Source organism: Cellulomonas sp. URHE0023, assembly GCF_000688475.1.
In the GTDB taxonomy this organism is placed as follows: Bacteria; Actinomycetota; Actinomycetes; order Actinomycetales; family Cellulomonadaceae; genus Cellulomonas.
Genome location: NZ_JIAN01000005.1, coordinates 728,708 through 745,299, shown reverse-complemented (window position 1 = coordinate 745,299; position 16,592 = coordinate 728,708). Strand labels below are relative to the sequence as shown.

The 16,592-nt window shown below is 71.4% G+C and carries 19 protein-coding genes; 8 read left to right on the top strand and 11 right to left on the bottom strand.

Features of this window, described 5'->3' with window-relative positions:
* Positions 1–18: 18 nt before the first annotated feature.
* Both N553_RS0103715 and N553_RS0103710 read right to left on the bottom strand, forming a co-directional pair.
* Positions 19–858 carry a hypothetical protein gene (locus tag N553_RS0103715; RefSeq protein WP_028045421.1) on the bottom strand — a complete coding sequence of 280 codons (840 nt, stop codon included), beginning with the start codon at positions 856–858 and terminating at the stop codon, positions 19–21.
* Complete coding sequence (locus N553_RS0103710) at positions 855–1,430, bottom strand: DUF1684 domain-containing protein (protein WP_081844459.1); 576 nt, start codon at positions 1,428–1,430, stop codon at positions 855–857. The genes N553_RS0103715 and N553_RS0103710 overlap by 4 nt, the downstream gene beginning before the upstream one ends.
* 164 nt (positions 1,431–1,594) lie before the next feature.
* Here N553_RS0103710 and N553_RS0103705 point away from each other — a divergent pair, with 164 nt between their 5' ends.
* On the top strand, positions 1,595–2,506 hold the full coding sequence (locus N553_RS0103705; RefSeq protein WP_028045419.1) for an LLM class F420-dependent oxidoreductase: 912 nt from the start codon (positions 1,595–1,597) through the stop codon (positions 2,504–2,506).
* Here N553_RS0103705 and N553_RS0103700 read toward each other — a convergent pair.
* From N553_RS0103700 to N553_RS0103675, 6 genes are all read right to left on the bottom strand, one after another.
* A complete protein-coding gene (locus N553_RS0103700) occupies positions 2,503–3,834 on the bottom strand; it encodes a glycosyltransferase 87 family protein (protein WP_231505153.1) in 1,332 nt (443 codons plus the stop codon). The two genes, N553_RS0103705 and N553_RS0103700, sit on opposite strands and share 4 nt — an antisense overlap.
* 40 nt (positions 3,835–3,874) lie before the next feature.
* Positions 3,875–4,498 (bottom strand): LytR C-terminal domain-containing protein, encoded by a 624-nt coding sequence (locus tag N553_RS0103695; protein WP_028045417.1) that lies wholly within the window; start codon positions 4,496–4,498, stop codon positions 3,875–3,877.
* Positions 4,495–4,815, bottom strand: a complete 321-nt coding sequence (locus tag N553_RS0103690) for a type II toxin-antitoxin system VapB family antitoxin (protein ID WP_028045416.1) — start codon at positions 4,813–4,815, stop codon at positions 4,495–4,497. The genes N553_RS0103695 and N553_RS0103690 overlap by 4 nt, the downstream gene beginning before the upstream one ends.
* A gap of 50 nt (positions 4,816–4,865) precedes the next feature.
* Positions 4,866–5,315, bottom strand: coding sequence for a hypothetical protein (locus N553_RS0103685; RefSeq protein WP_156043681.1), 450 nt, complete (start codon positions 5,313–5,315; stop codon positions 4,866–4,868).
* Between the two features lie 161 nt (positions 5,316–5,476).
* On the bottom strand, positions 5,477–6,550 hold the full coding sequence (locus N553_RS0103680) for an acyl-CoA desaturase (protein WP_028045414.1): 1,074 nt from the start codon (positions 6,548–6,550) through the stop codon (positions 5,477–5,479).
* Positions 6,551–6,682: 132 nt separating this feature from the next.
* Complete coding sequence (locus N553_RS0103675; RefSeq protein WP_028045413.1) at positions 6,683–6,886, bottom strand: cold-shock protein; 204 nt, start codon at positions 6,884–6,886, stop codon at positions 6,683–6,685.
* Between the two features lie 281 nt (positions 6,887–7,167).
* On the opposite strand from N553_RS0103675, the gene N553_RS0103670 reads away from it, so the two are divergent.
* Positions 7,168–7,584: a YchJ family protein gene (locus N553_RS0103670; protein ID WP_028045412.1), complete on the top strand. Its 417-nt coding sequence runs from the start codon at positions 7,168–7,170 to the stop codon at positions 7,582–7,584.
* 5 nt (positions 7,585–7,589) lie between these two features.
* Here N553_RS0103670 and N553_RS0103665 read toward each other — a convergent pair whose 3' ends face one another.
* The 3 genes from N553_RS0103665 to N553_RS0103655 all read right to left on the bottom strand — a co-directional run bounded on the left by N553_RS0103665 (position 7,590) and on the right by N553_RS0103655 (position 9,748).
* Positions 7,590–8,150 (bottom strand): TetR/AcrR family transcriptional regulator, encoded by a 561-nt coding sequence (locus tag N553_RS0103665; RefSeq protein WP_034620575.1) that lies wholly within the window; start codon positions 8,148–8,150, stop codon positions 7,590–7,592.
* Positions 8,151–8,168: 18 nt separating this feature from the next.
* Positions 8,169–9,392, bottom strand: coding sequence for an MFS transporter (locus N553_RS0103660; RefSeq protein ID WP_051639796.1), 1,224 nt, complete (start codon positions 9,390–9,392; stop codon positions 8,169–8,171).
* A 104-nt stretch (positions 9,393–9,496) separates the two neighbouring features.
* The gene (locus tag N553_RS0103655; protein ID WP_028045409.1) at positions 9,497–9,748 is read right to left on the bottom strand and encodes a DUF4242 domain-containing protein; all 252 of its coding nucleotides are present in this window, start codon (positions 9,746–9,748) and stop codon (positions 9,497–9,499) included.
* 43 nt (positions 9,749–9,791) lie between these two features.
* Between N553_RS0103655 and N553_RS0103650 the strand changes: the two genes are divergently transcribed.
* The 6 genes from N553_RS0103650 (at position 9,792) to N553_RS0103625 (ending at position 16,590) form a co-directional block, all read left to right on the top strand.
* Positions 9,792–10,814, top strand: coding sequence for an AraC family transcriptional regulator (locus N553_RS0103650; protein WP_197029895.1), 1,023 nt, complete (start codon positions 9,792–9,794; stop codon positions 10,812–10,814).
* 29 nt (positions 10,815–10,843) lie between these two features.
* Positions 10,844–12,349, top strand: a complete 1,506-nt coding sequence (locus tag N553_RS0103645; RefSeq protein ID WP_028045407.1) for an ATP-dependent DNA ligase — start codon at positions 10,844–10,846, stop codon at positions 12,347–12,349.
* A gap of 120 nt (positions 12,350–12,469) precedes the next feature.
* Positions 12,470–13,483, top strand: a complete 1,014-nt coding sequence (locus N553_RS0103640) for a hypothetical protein (RefSeq protein WP_034620573.1) — start codon at positions 12,470–12,472, stop codon at positions 13,481–13,483.
* A gap of 108 nt (positions 13,484–13,591) precedes the next feature.
* A complete protein-coding gene (locus N553_RS0103635; RefSeq protein WP_028045405.1) occupies positions 13,592–15,007 on the top strand; it encodes a DUF2252 domain-containing protein in 1,416 nt (471 codons plus the stop codon).
* Between the two features lies 1 nt (position 15,008).
* Positions 15,009–15,317, top strand: a complete 309-nt coding sequence (locus tag N553_RS20900) for a DUF2314 domain-containing protein (protein WP_051639795.1) — start codon at positions 15,009–15,011, stop codon at positions 15,315–15,317.
* A gap of 73 nt (positions 15,318–15,390) precedes the next feature.
* Positions 15,391–16,590: a TIGR03862 family flavoprotein gene (locus N553_RS0103625; protein ID WP_028045404.1), complete on the top strand. Its 1,200-nt coding sequence runs from the start codon at positions 15,391–15,393 to the stop codon at positions 16,588–16,590.
* The last annotated feature ends 2 nt before the right edge of the window (positions 16,591–16,592 follow it).

Below are 16,592 nucleotides of genomic sequence, written 5' to 3'. Positions count from 1 at the left end.
CTGACCTCGTGGGACGCGTCAGCCGGTCTCATCCAGCGCGAGCAGCCGGCGCCAGGCGCGGTGGTGCTCGACGGTCACACCCTCGTACCCGGGGAGGTTCCCGAAGGCGTCTCGGACCCACGCGGCCTCCTCCTCGAGTGCTGCCGGGCCGGCCGAGCAGAAGGTGTACTGCGGGCCCCCTGCGACGTCGGCCGTGTCGGTCTCCACGCCGACCGTGAACGGCAGGCCGGTGGCTGACGCTGCGGCGACCGCGGGTCCGGCCAGCGACACGATCCCCGAGGGGCCGCGGGCGTGGTCGGAGAACGCGACGACGGCCACCCGGGTAGCGAGGGGCAGCACCGCGTCGAGGACGGTCCCGTCGCGGTACGGCTCGTGCGCCAGCCACCACGGCACGTCGACGCCTATGGCCGTCGATGCCCGCACGAGGGACAGGACAGCGATCCACCGGTCGAGCACGAGCGCCCGGTCCGACGTCCAGGCCGGTGTGGTCCACGGCTCGACGTCGAGCTGCACGATCAGGTCCGAGCCGTCAGGCGGGGGACCCGCTGACCGCGCGGCCGCGAGCGCCCACGTCACGGCCAGGGACGGACGATCGAGCCAACCGGGGTCGCCGCCGAGCGGGTGGACCTGCACGGACGTGTCACGCAGTGCCGAGCAGGCGGCGCTGAACCACGAGCCGACCGGTCCCTCGTCGGCCGCCCAGGGCGCGGCGATGAATACCCGGCTGAGCTCGCGCGCCGCGCAGAACCGGACCAACGACGACATGGAGGCCGGCTGGTAGGCGCGACCCCGTGCGTCGAGTGCCGGGAGCACCGGGTTGTCCCACGCCCACATGGAGGTGAGCGCGGACCCGGTCACGTCTCGGGGTGGTCCGCAGCGAACGCGAGCTCGCCCACCGGGACCTCGACGGGCAGGGTGTTGGCGCGCGTGGCCAGGGGGCAGGTCCATGCGGGGTTGTACGCGCAGGACGGGTTGTACGCGAAGTTCAGGTCGACGACGAGGCGGTCGCCGACCATGCCGTGGTCCGCGCCCTTGACGGTGTCCAGCACGTACCGCCCCCCGCCGTAGGTCCTCGTGCCGGCCAGCGCGTCTCGCACCGGCAGGAACAGACCTCCCGCATACGTCTTGAGGGACCACACGGCCAACGAGCCGAGCGTGCCGAGCTGCACGGTCCCGATGCGCTCGAACGGGACGACACCGTCGGTCGCGGTCGCGACCTCCATCCGCTGCTCGCCCGCGGGCTCGATGACCGCCTCGAACCGGTACGCCGCGTCGTACCGGGCGACGTCCAGCCCCTCGAACACCGCCGACCCCACGGCGTCGAGCGGCGACGCGGGGTGCGTGGCGAAGAGCTCGTCGCGCTGCTGGACCCACACCCCGTGGGCTGTCTCCGGGTCCGAGGTGGCGATGCGGCGGACCTCGGCGTACATCTGCGCGACGCGGCGGCGCCAGTCGGCGATTGCCAGCGGGTCGAAGGCCGAGGTGCGAGCGGTCACGAGAACCACCGTCGCACGTCCCACCCCTGCAGAGCGAGCGAACGTCCGGGCAGTGCGTGGACCTGAACGGTGCGCGCTGATGTGTGAGGGTTGGACACATGGATCTCCGCATCTTCATCGAGCCCCAGCAGGGCGCCTCCTACGACGACCAGCTCGCCGTCGCCAGAGCCACCGAGGAGCTGGGCTTCGACGCCTTCTTCCGCTCCGACCACTACGTGCGCATGGGTGCGGGCGACGGACTGCCCGGTCCCACGGACTCCTGGACGACCCTGGCGGGCCTTGCGCGCGAGACGAGCCGGATCAAGCTCGGCACGCTCGTCTCGTCGGCGACCTTCCGGCACCCGGGGATCCTGGCCATCCAGGTCGCGCAGGTCGACCAGATGTCGGGCGGCCGTGTCGAGCTCGGTCTCGGGGCGGGCTGGTTCGAGCGGGAGCACGCCGCGTACGGGATCCCGTTCCCGGAGAAGCGGTTCGGCCTCTTCGCGGAGCAGCTCGAGGTCATCACGGGACTCTGGAAGGCGTCCGGCCCGTACACCTTCCACGGTGAGCACTACGACCTGACCGACTCGCCCGCGTTGCCCAAGCCGGTCGGCACCATCCCGGTGATCATCGGCGGCAGCGGCGCGACGAAGACCCCCGCGCTGGCCGCCAGGTACGCCTCCGAGTTCAACCTGAACTTCCCGGCGCCGCACGAGGTCGAGGCGCGGGTCAAGGTCCTGCACGCGGCGTGCGAGGCCGCCGGTCGGGCGCCCGAGAGCCTCACGATGTCCGTCGCCAACGTGGTGTGCGCTGGTCGCGACGACGCCGAGGTGGAGCGTCGGGCCGCGGCGATCGGGCGGGACGTCCAGGAGCTTCGCGCGACCGGCTTCGCGGGCACTCCCTCGGCGATCGTCGACCGGATCGGCTCGTTCGGTGAGCTCGGTGTCAGCCGCATCTACCTGCAGGTGCTGGACCTGCACGACCTGGACCACCTGGCCTTCGTGGCCTCCGAGGTGGCCAGCCAGCTCTAGGCCGCAGCGAGCGACCTGGCCGGGGCCTCGAGCGACGGGTCCTCCCGCGGTGCCCGGACGAGCACCACGACCGTGTGCACGAGGAGGGCGACGAGCGCGACGTTCCGAGCCGCGAGCACGAGCGTGATGCCGGGGCCTTGCTGGATGACCTCGTTGTACTGCCAGGGGAACACCAGCTGAGTCGCGCCTGCGACGCCGAGGGTGATCCAGGCCGTGGCCTTCCACCCGGGCAGGCGCAGGGCGAGCGCGACGGCGACCGGCGGCGCGAGCCACGTCATGTACTGCGGTGAGCCCACCTTGTTGAAGACGAGCAGGACGAGCGTGATGAGCATGGCGCCACGGATGAGCAGCTCGGTCCGTGCCAGTCCGCCCGACCACAGGGCCGCCCCGATCCGTTCGCGTCGCCACCAGAGCAGCAGCACGGCGAGCCCGAGGGTCACCGGCTGGAGGATGCCGAGGACGTCGGCGGCCGCCTGCGTGCCCGGCCCGACGATCTCCCAGGTCACGATCGGCTCGTTCAGGAACGGTCGGACGGACGACGTGAACAGCCCGGCGATGATCCACGGCGTCGCGCCGGGCGACTCGATCTGGACGCCGCGCTTGTCCTGCTCGGTGAGGAACGAGGCGACGTGCGAGAGTCCGCCGCCGAGCGCGACGGCACCGATGATGACGGCCGAGACGAGGGCGCCGGGGACCACGACGCTGCGCCACGGACGCCGCACGGCGAAGAACATCGACAGCAGTAGCGTGCCGGGGGCGACCTTGACCCACGCAGCCGCGGTGAGCAGCGATGACGCGATGCGCGGGTGGTCGAGCGCGATCGCAAGTGCGACGACGACCACCGGTGCCACGACACCGTCGAGGCGCCCCATGGCGATCGGGCCGAGCAGGAGCAGGAACGCCAGCCACCACCACGCCCCGGTCGTCGTCCCGCCGCTGCGGGGCCTGTCAGGACGTGGCGCGCGCAGGAGGAACGCGATGGCGACGGCGTCGAGCACGGTCACCATGAGCGCCCACACGGTCGCGTACTGCGAGCCGCCGCCGGTACCACCCGGTGCAGCCGCGAGCATCGGCACGATGGCGCCGGCCGGGTACACCCAGTCGCCCGTGAGCACCGGCCACTGGCCCTCGTGCAGGCCGAGCCACATCCAGTAGCGGTAGAGCTCGAGGTCCCAGAACGCCCGCGCAGGGATCATCACCAGGCCGACGAACGCCAGCCACCCGTGCACGAGGCCGAACGCGACCCACACGGCGGGCTTGGACTGCATCACCGAGCGCAGCGGGACCTCCCAGGACGTGACCCGTGCGGGGCCGTCAGATGCGGCCACGTTAGTCCGCGAGCCTGTGCGTCGAAGGCCGAACCGAAGGTCAGCCTGCCGGCGCAGGAGCCGGCGTCTGCGCCGTGGACGCGAACTCTTCGTAGGGCATGCAGCCCGCCGGCGCCACGAGAGGCACGGCGGGGTCGAGCGTGACGGCGTCGAGCGGCTTGAGCTCCACGAACTGCGCGCCGAGGGCGACGTTGACGGTGGGGTCTTCGCCGCCGAGCGCCAGCATCGTCGCGCCGTCGAACTGCGCCAGGAGCGTGTAGGCCTGGGCGACCCCGTTCTTGCCGAACGAGATGCGCGCGACGCCGTCGTACCCGTCGACGGTGGACGTGGTGCCGATGGTGAACCCGCGCTGCTTGAGCGCCTCGGCGGTCGCGCCGGCGAGGCCGACTCGCGTGGTCGCGTTGTTCACGTTGACCGTGACGGCTGCGTAGGGCACGGGCAGCGCGCCGGCCGGCGGGCACGGGTACGGCTGCACGATCTCGGTGGGTGAGGGTGCCTGCGCGATCGCACGATCCAGGCCGGGAAGGTCGAGGTTGCCGGTGTAGACGGCCGCCGCGCCGAGCCCCACGAGTGCGAGGCCTGCGAGCAGCACGCCGAACACCACGGCCTGCCGCTCGTGCATGTGCCGTCGACGAAGCTGCCGGTTGCGCTCGATCTCACTCACGGGGCCACCGGGGTCGCGTCGCGCGGCAGCACGAGGACGCGCGCGTGCAGGACCGGCCGCTGGTGCAGCGCGGCGCGCACGGCACGGTGCAAGCCGTCCTCGAGGTACATGACGCCGCGGTACTGGACCACGTGAGCGAACATGTCGCCGTAGAACGTGGAGTCCTCCGCGAGCAGTGCATCAAGGTCCAGCGTGCGCTTGGTCGTGGTCAGCTCGTCGAGCCGGACCTGGCGCGGTGCCACCTCAGCCCACTGCTTGGCCGTGGTGAGCCCATGGTCCGGGTAGGGCCTGCCCTCGCCCACCGCCTTGAAGATCACTGGGGGAGTCTAAGGGGAGCGGACCGCACCAGCGCGACGGTCGTCCACGATCACCCCTGCGCGAACCGCCTCGTGGCCTCCTCGAGCGCGACGGCGTGGACCTTCTCGACGCTGTCGGCGAGCTCGGTGTGCTCCCAGGCGTGCGCCGTGAGCTCGAGCGCAAAGGCGAGGCCGAGGTGGTAGTCGGCCCACGGGTCGGGCTGCGGTCCGCCGCCTGGTGGGACCGGGATCGGCGGGTGCACCTCGTTGCCGCAGTAGTCCGACACCTCGATCGACACCTGTCCGCGCACGAGGTGCTGGAAGCGGGCCACCTCGACGAGCTCGAACGCGGCGGCGATGCCGGACCGCAGGGCGGGCGGCAGAGGCTGCGGGTTGAGTGCGGCGTGCTGGTGGGCGGCCACGTGCACGTGGCCGTACGGGCCGAACGGGTTGCCGTACAGATCGAAGATCTCCGCGTGGTGCCGCCCGATGATGCTGATCGCGGTCTCGCTCAGTGCCATGGTCTTCCCCCTCGCAGTGCGTGACGTCGTGAGCGACGTCGTCAGGAAGGAGTCGGTGTGGGACCGGGAGATACGCGCGGCCACGTGCGGCTGCTCCGACACGACGAAGTCCCCGCGGCCCATGGGCGGCGGGGACTTCGGGACGTTCGGTGGGCGGTGCGTCAGGCGCGGTAGACGGCCGTGATCGGGCAGTTGAACGGGTCGCGGTCGTGGACGCCCACGGTGTTCAGGTACTTCACGATGATCGCGTACGACTGGGTCAGCGACACCTGCTTGTACGGGATGTTGTGCTCCTTGCAGTACGCCTGCACGATCGGCTTGGCGCGGCGCAGGGAGGGGCGCGGCATCGACGGGAACAGGTGGTGCTCGACCTGGTGGTTGAGACCACCCATCAGCACGTCGACCCAGCGGCCGCCACCGATGTTGCGGCTCGTCAGCACCTGGCGGCGCAGGAAGTCGAGGCGCGAGTCCTTGGGGATCAGGGGCATGCCCTTGTGGTTCGGGGCGAACGAGGCACCCATGTAGAACCCGAAGATGCCCATCTGGACCGCCAGGAAGACGAGCGCGATCGGCCAGGACATGGTCAGGAGCACGAGCGCGAGCCCGCCGCCGAGCCGGATCGTCATCATGACGATCTCGGCGGCGCGGTGGTCCAGCTTCTCCCGCTGCGACAGACGCTGGATCGCCGAGACGTGCAGGGCGACGCCCTCGAGGAACAGCATCGGGAAGAAGAACCAGCCCTGGTGGTTCAGGAACCAGACCTGCCACCGACCGGTCTTGGCGTCCGCCTGGTCGGGCGTGAACGAGAGGAACTTGAGGTCGATGTCGGGGTCGACGTCGACCTTGTTCGGGTTGGCGTGGTGGCGGGTGTGCTTGCGCTGCCACCAGCCATGGCTCAAGCCGACGAACAGGTCGGCGAGCACGAGCGAGGTCCAGTTGTTGGCGCGTCCGTCGGCGAAGATCTGCCGGTGCGCTGCGTCGTGGCCCAGGAACGCGATCTGGGTGAGGATGATGCCGGCGGCGGCCGCCACGGCAATCTGCCACCAGGAGTCACCGACCAGGATGATCGTCGCGACGAGGCCCAGGACGGCCAGAACTGCGGCCGAGAGGCGCACGGCGTAGTGCGCGGGCCGGCGCTTCATCAGGCCGGCGGCCTGCACGGTCCGGGTGAGCTCGGTGAAATCACTGACGGCGCGGTCTCGCGGCCGCGTCGGGAGAGCTGTCGAAGAGCTCATATGGTCCGTCCTTACGTCGTGCGTGGTGCGCAGACATGCGTGTCGAGCCACATCGTCGGGCGCACTGGCCGAGGATGCGACGAGACCCCGGCCGACTAGTCGGCCGGGGTCTCGTGCTATGAGCTATTCAGCTCAGACGGGCGTGATGTTCGACGCCTGCGGGCCCTTCGGGCCCTGCGTGACCTCGAACTGAACCTTCTGGTTCTCCTCGAGCGTGCGGTAGCCGCTCGTCGTAATGGCCGAGTAGTGCGCGAAGACGTCGGGTCCGCCGTCCTCGGGGGCAATGAAGCCGAAGCCCTTCTCGGCGTTGAACCACTTCACGGTGCCAACAGGCATGATGCTCTCTTCTCTCACGTGCGGTATGGACAACCCCAGCAAGCTGGGACCGGTGGTAGCGGTGTTCGTCGTCCTGCTCCGAGGTGATCCTCGAGAACGTTCTGCCGGGTCTCCCGCGGCTTTCTGACAAGCGATTCACTGCGACTACAGGCACAACCGTACGGCAATATGTGCCTGACCGGAACGTGCACACTGTCTCGATCGTGAAACAGGGCGCGGAGGACGCTGTGGCGAACCTTGGAGGTTCGCGCCCCCGGAGCCCACTGTGCAAGGAGCTGACGATGGATGCGGAGCACGACAGGTGCCCGTGCGGCTCGGGTGACAGGTTCGTCGACTGTTGCGGCCGCTACCTGCTCGACGGGGGCCGCGCACCCACCGCCGAGGCATTGATGCGCTCGCGCTACACCGGGTTCGCGACGCGCGACCGGGACTACCTGCTCGCCAGCTGGCACCCCAGCACCCGGCCCGACGAGCTCCTTCTGGACGAGGAGATGATCTGGCGCCACCTCGACATCGTCGCGACGGACGCGGGTGGCCCGTGGGACGAGTCCGGGACCGTCGAGTTCGTCGCGCACTACCGGGTCGACGACGGCACGGCGATCGGCAAGCGTGGGCGGCTGCATGAGACGAGCCGGTTCGTGCGTGAGGACGGGCGCTGGCTGTACGTCGACGGAGGGTTCGACGCGCTCGCGGACTGACCGGGTCAGGCGACGGACGCGTCGAGCAGGAGCGACGCCACCACGCGAGCCTCGTCGGCTGCGGCGAGGTTCCGGTCCATCCGGACGGCCTGGCTGGTGCCGTCGTAGAGCAGGTGGAGCTGGCGCGCGACGAGCTGGGGGTCGGCGACGTCGAGGGTGGACGTCAGGTCCGTGAGCAGGGTGCGGACCCACGCGCGGTAGCCGGCAGCGGCATGGATCACGCGTCCGTCGGACGGCGCCTCGGCGGAGGCCAGCGCGAACGCGCACCCCCGGTAGCCCGGCTCGCGGACGATCTCCGCGAGGGCCTCGAAGACCGCCAGGATCCGGGCGCGAGGGTCCTCCTGGGCCGAGACGTGCCGCATGATCTGGGCGGTGAGCCTCTCGCGGCGCCCGTCGAGGTACGCCTCGACGAGGGCCTCCTTGGAGCCGAAGGTGTTGTACAGCGACGCCTTGGCCACCCCGGCCTGCTCGATGACCCGGTCGATGCCCACGGTCTGCACCCCGACCCGGTAGAACAGGTCGTCGGCGGCCTCGAGCAGCCGCTGCCGCGCGGTCGCGGTCACCATCGTGATCCCCCCACCTTCCTAGACAGACCTGTCCAGCGTACGCCGCGACAGGAGAAGCCCGACGAGCGCGACGAGGGCGAGCCCGATGACGAAGAACCCGTAGTCCGTCGCGGTCGCGAGCAGGTCTCCCGAGTGCACGACGAGCACCCCGGCCAGGACGGCAGGGACGCCGAGCCCGAGGTAGGACACGACGTACAGCAGCGACAGGACGCCGGCGCGCTCGTCGGGCAGCGCCTGGGGGATGACGAGCCGTATCCCGCCCTGGAAGCCGGCCCCGAACCCGATCCCGGCCACGGCGGTCCCGGCGAAGAACAGCACGGGCGACTGTGCCTGCAGAGCGACGAGCACCACGGCGACGCCGGCGACCAGCGAGAGGATGCCGAGGAGCATGACGCGTCGGGCGGGCTGGTTGCGCAGGAGCAGGACCGACGACGCACCGACCGTGGCGAGGACGAACAGCCCGAGTCCCGCGAACGCCACGGAGGTCGAGCCGACGAGGGTGCCGATGACCGCGGGCCCGAGGGACCCGTAGAACCCGGCCAGCGCCCACACCGCGAACATGACGGGCAGTGCGACGGCTGCGGACCGCCGCACGTGGCGGGGGAGGGCGACGTGCGGGCGCGTGCTGGCCAGGGCGCCGGGTGCGCGCGGCGCGGTCTCCGGGATGCGCGCGACGGCGACAGCCTGGGTGGCGAGGGCCGCGATCAGCGCCACGAAGATCAGGTGCTTGGGAGACGGGAGGGTCGCGACGACGACCGAGGCGATGAGCGCGCCGAACGCGGTACCGAAGCCGGGCGCACCCGCGTTGGCGAGCGTGCCCTTGGCGCGGTCGAGGTCCAGCATCCACGCACCGCCTGCCGCCACCGCGGCGCCCGTGGCCAGGCCCTGCACGATGCGCGCGACGAGCAGCGCGGGGACGCCGTCCGCCGTGGCGAACAGGACCATCGCGATCACCTGGACCGCGATCGCGGCGAGCACGACCGGGCGTCGGCCGAGGTGGTCGGACAGCCTGCCGAGCGTGAGCAGCGCCAGGAGCACGGCGACGGCGTAGGTGCCGAAGACGACCGTCGTGGTGACGGCTGAGAAACCCCATTCGGCCTGGTAGATCGCGTAGAGGGGCGTCGGCGCGCTCGATGCCGCCAGGAACGTGATGAACACCGCGGAGATCACCGCGATGCCGGCGCCTCGGGAGAGGCCGGACGCCTTGGTGGCCGGCGCGCTGAGCTGGACCGTCTGTGTCATGGTCGCCTCGACGTGGATATGAGTAGACCGGTCTGTCTACTTCAAGGAGACAGTAGACAGACCGGTCTATCGACGTCAAGGTGCGACAGGCCCGACGGCTGGGCTCAGGCGCCCTCGTCGACCCGGTAGATCTCGTCGGCCACGAGGCCGTGCGCCTCGCGGTGGACGGTCGCCGCCGACTCGGCGTCGGGGGCGTCGACGAGGCAGAAGATCTTGCCCTGACCCTCGTCGACCCAGTACTTCAGGTAGCGCACGTCGTACGGGCCCTGTGTCTGCAGGTCTGCCGCGTGAGCCTTCTCCACGTCCTCCATGCCGACAGGTCCGTCGATGGTGTGGACGTCCATGAACAGTGCCATCTCGTACTCCTTGCTCCGATCGTTGTGTGACACGATCAGCCTCGTGCGGAGCACCACCGCAGACCATGACCAGGTACCCGGAGCACCTGATCCGGACACCACGTTGCGCACCTCGCTGGAGCTGCTCCGGCTCGAGGGTGCCGTGTTCCTGCGGGCCGAGTACCGCGAGCCGTGGACGTACGAGTCGATGTCCGGACCCGTCACCGCGAACCTGCTGCGACCGGGCAGCGACCGCGTCATCCTGTTCCACGTCGTCGCGGCCGGGACCTGCTGGGTGGCGGTCGACGGAGGTCCCCGGCACTGGGCGCGGGCGGGGGACGTGATCGTCCTGCCGTACGGCGACCAGCACCAGATGGGCGGGCTGACCGACGCAGAGGTCGTGCCGATCGCGGCCTTCATGCCCCCACCACCGTGGCCGAGCATGCCGGTGCTGCGGCACGGGGTCGACGGGTCGCAGACCGACGTCGTCTGCGGTTACCTGCACAGCCGCGACCCGCTGTTCGACCCGGCGCTGCAGGCGCTCCCGGCGGTGTTCGTCGTGACCCCACCACCGGGCGCCGGGGCGCAGTGGGTACGCGCGAACATCGAGTACGCGCTCACCCAGACCTCGGCAGGGTCGTCGGGCGTGGCGACGAGGCTTCCGGAGCTCCTGCTGGTGGAGGTCCTTCGGCTGCACCTTGCCTCCGCACCCGCGGTCGACCGCGGCTGGGCGGCCGCGCTGCGCGATCCCGTGCTCGCTCCCGCCCTCGCGGCCATCCACGCCCGACCAGCGCAGAGGTGGACCGTCGACGACCTGGCCGCGGTGGCGCTGGTGTCCCGCTCCCAGCTCGACACGCGCTTCCGGGAGGTGCTCGGGCGCTCGCCCATCCGGTACCTCACCCAGTGGCGGATGCACGTCGCGCAGGACCTGCTGTCGACGACGGACCTGGCCGTGCTCGCGGTCGCCCACCGGGCCGGCTACGAGTCGGAGGAGGCGTTCAGCCGGGCGTTCAAGCGCCACTTCGGGTCGTCACCGAGCGCGTGGCGGGCGGTTTCGGGCCCGGCTCGCGCGGCGTCCTCGTCCTAGCTGTGGGTGATCCGCGGCAGGATGCGGGGATGCTGTTCGTCGAGCTCGCCACGACGTCCGCCGCAGTGTCCGCCACCCGGTCGCGGCTGGCCAAGCGTGCGCTTCTTGCGGACCTGCTCCGGCGGACGCCGGCCTCCGACGTGCCGGTGGTCTCGCGCTACCTGGGTGGCGAGCTGCGGCAGCGACGCACCGGGCTGGGGTGGCGGTCGCTCGCCAGCCTGCCGGAACCGTCTGCCGAGGCCTCGTTGACCGTCCAGGGGGTCGACGACGCGTTCGAGGCCATGGCTGTGCTTTCCGGCCCGGGATCCGCAACGGCGCGTGGCACCTTGGCGAACGACCTCTTCGCCGCCGCGACCGAGCGGGAGCAGGCGATGCTGCGCGGACTCGTGACCGGCGAGCTGCGTCAGGGGTCGCTGGACGCGCTGCTGCTCGACGCCGTGGCGGAGGCCGCCGGGGTACCAGCCGACGCAGTGCGCCGGGCCGCCATGTTCGCGGGCGCGACCGAGCCTGTGGCGATCGCGGCGCTCACGGCGTCGTCCCCGGCCGATGCGCTCGCCGCGTTCGGGCTGGTCGTCGGACGGCCCGTGCGGCCGATGCTCGCCCAGTCGGCGCCCGACGTCGCACACGCGTTCGCCGCGCTGGAGCCGCCGGTGGTCGTCGACACCAAGCTCGACGGGATCCGGATCCAGGTGCACAAGCGTGGCGACGAGGTCGGCGTCTTCACGCGGTCGCTCGACGACATCACCGGGCGCGTACCCGAGATCGTCGCGATCGTGCGCAGTCTGCCGGCAGAGGAGCTGGTGCTCGACGGCGAGGCGCTGGCGGTCGGGCCGGACGGCCGTCCGCGTCCCTTCCAGGAGACAGCATCCCGGTCCGCGTCCGCGCCCACCGAGGTGGTCCTGACTCCGTTCTTCTTCGACTGCCTGCACGTGGACGGCACCGACCTGCTCGACGCCCCTCTGCTGACGCGCCTGGCAGCGCTGGACGCCGTCGCCGGTTCGTGGGCGGTGCAGCGGCTCGTGACATCGTCGTCGGACGAGGCAGCGCAGCGGTTCACGTCCGTCGTCGCCGCCGGGCAGGAGGGCGTCGTCGTCAAGTCCTCGACCGCACCGTACGAGGCGGGCCGGCGCGGAGCCGGGTGGGTCAAGGTCAAGCCGCGGCACACCCTGGACCTCGTCGTGCTGGCGGTCGAGTGGGGTTCCGGGCGTCGCCGCGGGTTCCTGTCCAACATCCACCTCGGCGCCCGCGACCCCGCCGGCGGGTTCGTCATGCTGGGCAAGACGTTCAAGGGCATGACCGACGAGATGCTGGCGTGGCAGACGGAGCGGTTCACGGAGCTGAAGACCGATGACAACGGCTGGGTCGTGACCGTCCGACCCGAGCAGGTGGTCGAGATCGCGTTCGACGGGCTACAGCGCTCGACCCGGTATCCCGGCGGGGTCGCCCTGCGGTTCGCGCGCGTGCTGCGCTACCGCGACGACAAGAATGCAGCCGAGGCCGACACCATCGATACCGTGCTGGCGCTGGCGGGGTGAGCGGCGGTCCGGCCGTTCACGCACCGGAGCAGCATGGAGCCGTCACCTTGTCTCGCGCATCCGGCTGAACGCGTGCGGAGGCCGTCGCACGTGCCGATGCGCGCCCCTACGCTCGGCGCCGTGGAACAACCGGTCTCGGAACAGCTCGTCTGGCACTCCTGGACCGCCGACCGCGCCTACCCGCGCCACGTCGTCCACGCGAACCTCCGGATCTTGCTTCGTCGGCCACTGGTTATCGCGCTCGTGGTGATATCCCTGCTGCTGACGGCGCTCGCGCTCGTCTCGCCCGAGGCGGACTTCGTCGGCCCGGTGATCCTGGCGGCACTCGCGGTCGCGGTCTACGTGGCCGTGAACGCCCGGGTGCGCTCGGTGCTGGCCGCCGGTGCGACGTACCGCGTGGCCCTCGGCCCGGACACGTTGCTCGCCGAGACGCCCTCCGGCAACGTCGAGCTCCGGTACGGCCTCCTGTCGGGGATGAGGGTGGAACGCCACGTGGTGCTCACCAGGGACCGGAGCACCAAGCGCTGGTCCGTCCTGCCCCGCGGTGTGTTCCCCGACCACGCGCTCTACGAGCTGCAGGCCCGCATCCAGGCGGCGACCCCGATCACGTCGCCGACCACCGTCGGGTCGGCCGCCGTGCCGTCGCCGCAGGGGCCGACGACGAGCTACACGACAGACGGCGACTTCGTCCGGCGACGGGCCCGGGCGTTCTTCCGGACGGTCGTTCTGCGCCCGGAGCGTCTCGCCGGCATGGCGCTCGTCGTCGTGGTCACGGTGGCGCTGGCGTCGCGCGCGAACCATGAGATGGCACCGGTGTGGGCGGCGGTCATGGTCGCGGGGGTTGCCGGTGCCTTCGCGTACGCCTACCGCCGCCTTCTGCGCGCGTCGACGGCACAGGTTCCGGTGGGTACGACGTACCGGGCGGCGCTGGGAACCACGGCGCTGTGGGTCGAGGGCCCGGGGTCGACCGGGGCGACGAACTACTCGGCGTTCCGGCAGATGGCGGTCCGGGCCGACTTCGTGTTCCTTCAGACCCGTCAGGGGAGGGCCTTCGTCATCTACCCGGCGCAGCTCTTTCCGGGAACCGGGCTCACCGACCTTCGACACCGGATCACCGCTGCGGCCCCGCACTGACGGGTCGATGCGCTGCTCGGCCGTGCGCGACGTGCTCGGGCACGCGCGCTCCACGCGATGAGCGTTACCGTGCGACGAGGACGGCTGCGCGGGGTCGAGGAGGCAGGCATGGCGACATCGGCGAGCGGTCACGTTGTCCTGCACAGCGCGGACAGCAGCGACTACGCGTCGTTGCGGCGTAGGCCCGCGACCCGTGAAGAGCGGTACGCGACGGGCCGCGCCCTGCGCGACTCGGTGCCCCGCTCGGTGCTCGGCGAGTGGTCCGCTGCCAGCCGCGACCCGGTCGCCCAGATCGAGGAGAGCCACCAAGGGCGCCTCGACTGGCTGGTCCCGATCCGTGTGGGGCGCATGGCTGCGTCACCGTACGGGTTCCTCCGCGGCTCCGCGGTCGTCATGGCCAACGACCTGGCGGCCCTGCCTGCGACCGGCATCACGCCCGTGGTCTGCGGTGACGCGCACCTGGGCAACTTCGGGTTCTACGCATCGCCCGAGCGGGACCTGGTCATCGACCTGAACGACTTCGACGAGGCGCACCCCGGTGCCTGGGAGTGGGACCTGCGACGCCTCGTCGCGAGCATCTGGGTGGCGGGTCGGCAGAACGGTGCCGGTGAGCACGCGTGCGAGTCGGCGGCCGCCGCGTGCAGTGCGGCATACCGCGACGAGATCCGGCACCTCGCCGACCAGCCGCTGCTGGCCCGCTCCTTCGAGCGGCTGGACGTCGACCGCATCCACGAGCGGGCGTCCAACGGCACGCTCGCCGCCGAGATCGACCGGGCCGTCAAGCGTGCACGCACCCGCACGAGCGACCGTGCGCTGCCGAAGTTCACGACTGCGGCGCAGGACGGCCCCCGCCGGATCGTCGAGCAGCCCCCGCTCCTGACGCGCCTGTCGGACGTCGAGGCGTCGGACGTGGCCCAGGGGCTGGACGACTACCTGACCACGCTCGCACCGCACTGGCGCCGCGCACTCGGCGGGTACACGCTCGTCGACGTCGCCAACAAGGTCGTCGGTGTGGGATCGGTCGGCCTGCGCGCCTACATCGCCCTGCTGGAAGGCTCCAGCCCCGACGACGTCGTCTTCCTCCAGCTCAAGCAGGCCCGGCGGTCCGTGCTCGCCCAGCACGTGCACGGTGACAGCGCCTGGCACGCGCACCAGGGGCAGCGCGTCGTCGAGTACCAGCAGGCGCTGCAGACCGTCAGCGACCCGTTGCTCGGGTGGACCACGGTTGGTGGGCTCCAGTTCTACGTGCGGCAGTTCCGCAACATGAAGGGGACGGTTGCGCTCGACGCGATCGACGCCGCGGCGCTCGCGGACTACGCGGCGATCGTCGGCCGGTTGCTGGCCAAGGGCCACGCTCGGACCAGCGGCGCATCGATGATCGCCGGCTACGTCGGCCGCTCCGACAAGCTTGACGTCGCGATGGCGCGGTTCGCCCTCGCGTACGCCGAGCAGACCGAGGCCGACCACGCCTCGTTGGTGCGAGCCGTCGCGTCCGGTCGGCTGCCGATCGAGCGGGGGGTGTGACGTGTTCCGCCGACGTACGCAGTGGACGCTGGCCGACGGTGTCGAGCGGCACCGCCTGGCGCCCGAGACGTTCCGTGTCCCGAGCGAGGAAGCGAAAGCCTCGGTCCAGGTGGGTGACCTGGTGAAGCTCGTCTTCGAGCCGAGCACCGGTATCGCGGAGCGCATGTGGGTGACCGTGACGAGCGGGGGCGACCAGCTCGTCGGGACGCTCAACAGCGACCCGGCCGAGCTGCACGGCCTGCGCGCCGGTGACGCGGTGCCGTTCGAGCGTCGGCACGTGATCGCGATAGGCCACCGTCCGCACGGCTGACGTCGCGCCCGGGTGCATCAGGCGTCGGGTACGTTCGGCCGATGCGTAGCGTCGAGGCCGGCCGGCCGGGTCGATGAGCACGGCGGTCGTGGTCGGTGGCGGGCCGGCCGGGCTGATGGCGGCGGAAGTGCTCGCCCGCGCGGACGTGGCCGTGACGCTGTACGACCGGATGCCGTCCCCCGCCCGCAAGTTCCTGCTGGCCGGGCACGGCGGGCTGAACATCACGCACTCCGAAGGCCGCGAGCCGTTCCTGGCCCGGTACGGCACATCGGCTGACCGGCTCGCGCCGATGCTCGACGTGTTCGGACCGGACGACCTGCGCCAGTGGTGCGCCGGGCTGGGCGAGCCGACGTTCGTCGGGTCCAGCGGACGCGTGTTCCCGCAGTCCTTCAGGGCGACCCCGTTGGTCCGCGCGTGGTTGGCTCGGCTGAGCGAGCTGGGGGTCGTCGTCCAGCGTCGGCAGCGTTGGGCGGGGTGGACGGACCGCGGGCTGCTGTTCGCGGCGGCCGACGGCCGGAGCGTCGAGGTGGAGAGCGACGCCACCGTGTTCGCGCTCGGTGGGGCGTCGTGGCCGCGACTCGGTGCGGACGGCGGGTGGGTCGAGCCGTTCGCCGCCCGCGGTGTCGCGGTGGCACCTCTGAGAGCGGCGAACGTCGGGGTGCGCGTCGGGTGGACGGCGACGTTCGCGGACCGCTTCGAGGGCTCGCCGCTCAAGCACGTGCGCCTGACGGTCCGTGGACATCGCGTGACCGGTGACGCGATGGTGACCCGGACCGGTCTGGAGGGCGGCCCGGTCTACGCGCTCGGCGCCGCGATCCGCGAGGCGCTCGACGACGAGGGCCACTGCGACCTCGAGGTCGACCTGCGACCGTCACTGTCGGGTGCGCAGCTGACCGAGCGATTGGAGCGTCGCCGGCCCAAGGACTCCGGCTCGAACTGGCTGCGCCGCTCGATCGCACTCGACCCGGTCGGGATCTCCCTGGTGCGGGAGAGCGGCGCGCTGCCGAGCGACCCTGCCGCCATGGCCGCGCTGGTCAAGGCGGTGCCGGTGCGGGTGACCGGGTCGATGCCGATCGCTCGGGCGATCTCGACGGCGGGTGGGATCGCCTGGTCGGAGGTCGATGACTCGCTGATGCTGCGGCGGCTGCCGGGCACCTTCGTCGCGGGCGAGATGCTCGACTGGGAGGCGCCCACCGGCGGCTACCTGCTGCAGGCGTCGTTCAGCACGGGCGTGCTGGCCGCGCGGGGCGCGATGCGGTGGCTCGGGACGTAAAG

What these genes read in the sequence shown, in the direction of transcription:
- N553_RS0103710 (WP_081844459.1), bottom strand. Translation starts at nt 1,430, where the DNA reads ATGTACGCCGAGGTCCGCCGCATCGCCACCTCGGACCCGGAGACAGCC.
- N553_RS0103705 (WP_028045419.1), top strand. Translation starts at nt 1,595, where the DNA reads ATGGATCTCCGCATCTTCATCGAGCCCCAGCAGGGCGCCTCCTACGAC.
- N553_RS0103685 (WP_156043681.1), bottom strand. Translation starts at nt 5,315, where the DNA reads ATGGCACTGAGCGAGACCGCGATCAGCATCATCGGGCGGCACCACGCG.
- N553_RS0103680 (WP_028045414.1), bottom strand. Translation starts at nt 6,550, where the DNA reads ATGAGCTCTTCGACAGCTCTCCCGACGCGGCCGCGAGACCGCGCCGTC.
- N553_RS0103675 (WP_028045413.1), bottom strand. Translation starts at nt 6,886, where the DNA reads ATGCCTGTTGGCACCGTGAAGTGGTTCAACGCCGAGAAGGGCTTCGGC.
- N553_RS0103670 (WP_028045412.1), top strand. Translation starts at nt 7,168, where the DNA reads ATGGATGCGGAGCACGACAGGTGCCCGTGCGGCTCGGGTGACAGGTTC.
- N553_RS0103665 (WP_034620575.1), bottom strand. Translation starts at nt 8,150, where the DNA reads ATGGTGACCGCGACCGCGCGGCAGCGGCTGCTCGAGGCCGCCGACGAC.
- N553_RS0103660 (WP_051639796.1), bottom strand. Translation starts at nt 9,392, where the DNA reads ATGACACAGACGGTCCAGCTCAGCGCGCCGGCCACCAAGGCGTCCGGC.
- N553_RS0103655 (WP_028045409.1), bottom strand. Translation starts at nt 9,748, where the DNA reads ATGGCACTGTTCATGGACGTCCACACCATCGACGGACCTGTCGGCATG.
- N553_RS0103645 (WP_028045407.1), top strand. Translation starts at nt 10,844, where the DNA reads ATGCTGTTCGTCGAGCTCGCCACGACGTCCGCCGCAGTGTCCGCCACC.
- N553_RS0103635 (WP_028045405.1), top strand. Translation starts at nt 13,592, where the DNA reads ATGGCGACATCGGCGAGCGGTCACGTTGTCCTGCACAGCGCGGACAGC.
- N553_RS0103625 (WP_028045404.1), top strand. Translation starts at nt 15,391, where the DNA reads ATGAGCACGGCGGTCGTGGTCGGTGGCGGGCCGGCCGGGCTGATGGCG.